The following is a 2,192-nucleotide window of genomic DNA, read 5'->3' on the forward strand; positions in this document are numbered from 1 at the left end:
GCCACCCTGTTGAAAATTCCCTTTTCTATTACAACATGAGTAACCTCGTTGCTCTTGGGATGTATGACTACCCGAATGACTTTTCCGAGATCTTTACCGTCGGAAGAGATCGCTTTGGCGCCCCATCTGATTCTGTTTTCCATAGGTTCACCCCCTTCAGTCAAGTTTATCATGCAACACATACACCATTTCAATTACTAGATGTTTGACTGCAGAAAAAGAGAAGGAGTTGTACAATATATGAGCAGAAGGGAGTAGGACATGGAAGACGTCGATCTTCCCGCCCAAAGGGTTGTCTCGAAAAAGCCATTAGATCTGAGAGGAGGAAGTTCGTCTCAAGCATTGAATGCGACGAACAGTGAAGTCGATGAGCCCGTTCCGGTTATTCTGGATATTCGTCAAGGTTAGTTCATTCACAATTGGTGGCGGCTACGCAATGATTCCTGTAATAAAGGAATTCATTGTAGACAAATACAAAATAATGAAGGAAGATGAATTTCTCGACGTAATTGTGACCGCCCAGACCGTGCCTGGAGTGATCGCAATCAACACGGCAATGATATTGGGCAGCAGATTGGCTGGACTGTGGGGGGCTTTCTTCGCAGTTCTAGGAGCTTCACTGACTCCGTTCCTAATAATACTTGTCATTGCGACATTCTTCACCGATTTCGTGGATTTGCCAGTCTTCAAAGGTTTTTTTGCTGGTGCAAGAGTTGGTGTAACGGTAATCCTGGCAAATCTTTCCTTTCAGTTACTCAAAAAGAGTCTGAAAAGATATCTTGTTTTGATCGTAATCGCCGTTGGAACGGTGGCCATTGTTTTCTTCAACATCTCTTCAATATGGGTTTTGCTCCTTTGCTCCATACTAATCTATATTATTGATAGGCGGCTGGCGAAATGATTCTTCTGGAGCTTCTCTGGTCATTTTTCAAAATCGGACTTCTTGCTTTTGGGGGTGGATACGGCGCTCTCAGCTTAATTCAAGATCAGATTGTCAATATAAACAACTGGATGAATCTCGAAGAATTCCTTACGCTGATCTCCATCTCACAAATGACTCCGGGTCCAATAGCAATCAATTCTGCAACTTTCATAGGATATCGGATCGCCGGTGTGCCTGGATCGCTTTGTGCCACTGTTGGAGTTGTTCTTCCAAGCGTATTCTGGATCTTCTTGATTCTAAAGCTCCTGAAACTTCTGTCAAGATGGATCGACAGTTCAGAGGTCTTCAATGCTCTCAGACTAGGTATAGTAGCGTTGATTCTTTCGGCCACATTCAGAATAGGGATTGAATCTATCAACAGTATTTTCACGCTAGTTCTTGGAGTATTTGCCTTCGTTATTCTTTACAAGTTAAAACTGTCTGTCATTTGGATAGTTTTGGGAACGGGTCTTGTCGGCGTAATCTGGACCGCACTATTTCCTATCTAGAATCTGAGCTCCATACCTAAATGCTTTTATTAGCCGCCTTGCGTTGTGAAAATAATGCAATCTCACGACTGCAATATTTGAACTCTTCATTCGAATAAGTATATAGATTCATTTATCTCCGGTATGTATCGCTATCAACTGCGAGTACAATTTACACAGTAACAAAGCTTTCGATTAAAACACAGTATACCTTCGTTCGTTTGCTTATAACTGATATATTTTTTATATTTCCCACAGTTGCTAATTATTGATGTTTATGGATGATAGCGCTTGATTATACAAGAAATACTTTCTCTTACATTATTTTGGAAATTGGTCGGCTATGATCTAAAATGGACTTACCGTCTCGTTCCGTTTCGGCAAGGTTTGTTCTTTTGTTGTCCGAGCGACCTATTATCTTTTATTAAAAGCTGATCATTCAAAGATTGTAATCTGGAGATTATGGCTTAAAGTGAAATGTATTGTAACTCAAACACTTGACCGGGAGGTGCTTTGTATGTGGAAGATACCAGAAGAAGAAGATCACTGAAAGATGATAACTGGAGGAATTGATAACACGAACAAGCAGATTATGGAGGTGAATTGAATGAAAAAGATAGCAGCGATTATTCTCATTGGTTTGATAGCTTTTGGTAGTGTTGCCTTTGCAGGACCAGGCCTGTGGAAAATCCCCGAGGACGAGATAACCGTTGACGGCGGACCGGGACTCTGGAAGATTCCTGAAGGTTATTGATCGACTCTTTTGCACTCTATTGGGATTA

The 2,192-nt window shown here is 41.4% G+C and carries 3 protein-coding genes; 2 read left to right on the forward strand and 1 reads right to left on the reverse strand.

Annotated features, from left to right (window positions below; translation table 11 throughout):
- Positions 1–143 (reverse strand): PRC-barrel domain containing protein (locus ENN47_05375; protein ID HDP77605.1); only part of this gene is annotated, 143 nt, incomplete at its 3' end.
- Between the two features lie 224 nt (positions 144–367).
- Between ENN47_05375 and ENN47_05380 the strand changes: the two genes are divergently transcribed.
- On the forward strand, positions 368–901 hold the full coding sequence (locus ENN47_05380; protein ID HDP77606.1) for a chromate transporter: 534 nt from the start codon (positions 368–370) through the stop codon (positions 899–901).
- Positions 898–1,431: a chromate transporter gene (locus ENN47_05385; protein ID HDP77607.1), complete on the forward strand. Its 534-nt coding sequence runs from the start codon at positions 898–900 to the stop codon at positions 1,429–1,431. The genes ENN47_05380 and ENN47_05385 overlap by 4 nt, the downstream gene beginning before the upstream one ends.
- Positions 1,432–2,192 lie beyond the last annotated feature (761 nt).

The organism is Mesotoga infera (genome assembly GCA_011045915.1).
GTDB lineage: Bacteria > Thermotogota > Thermotogae > Petrotogales > Kosmotogaceae > Mesotoga > Mesotoga infera_D.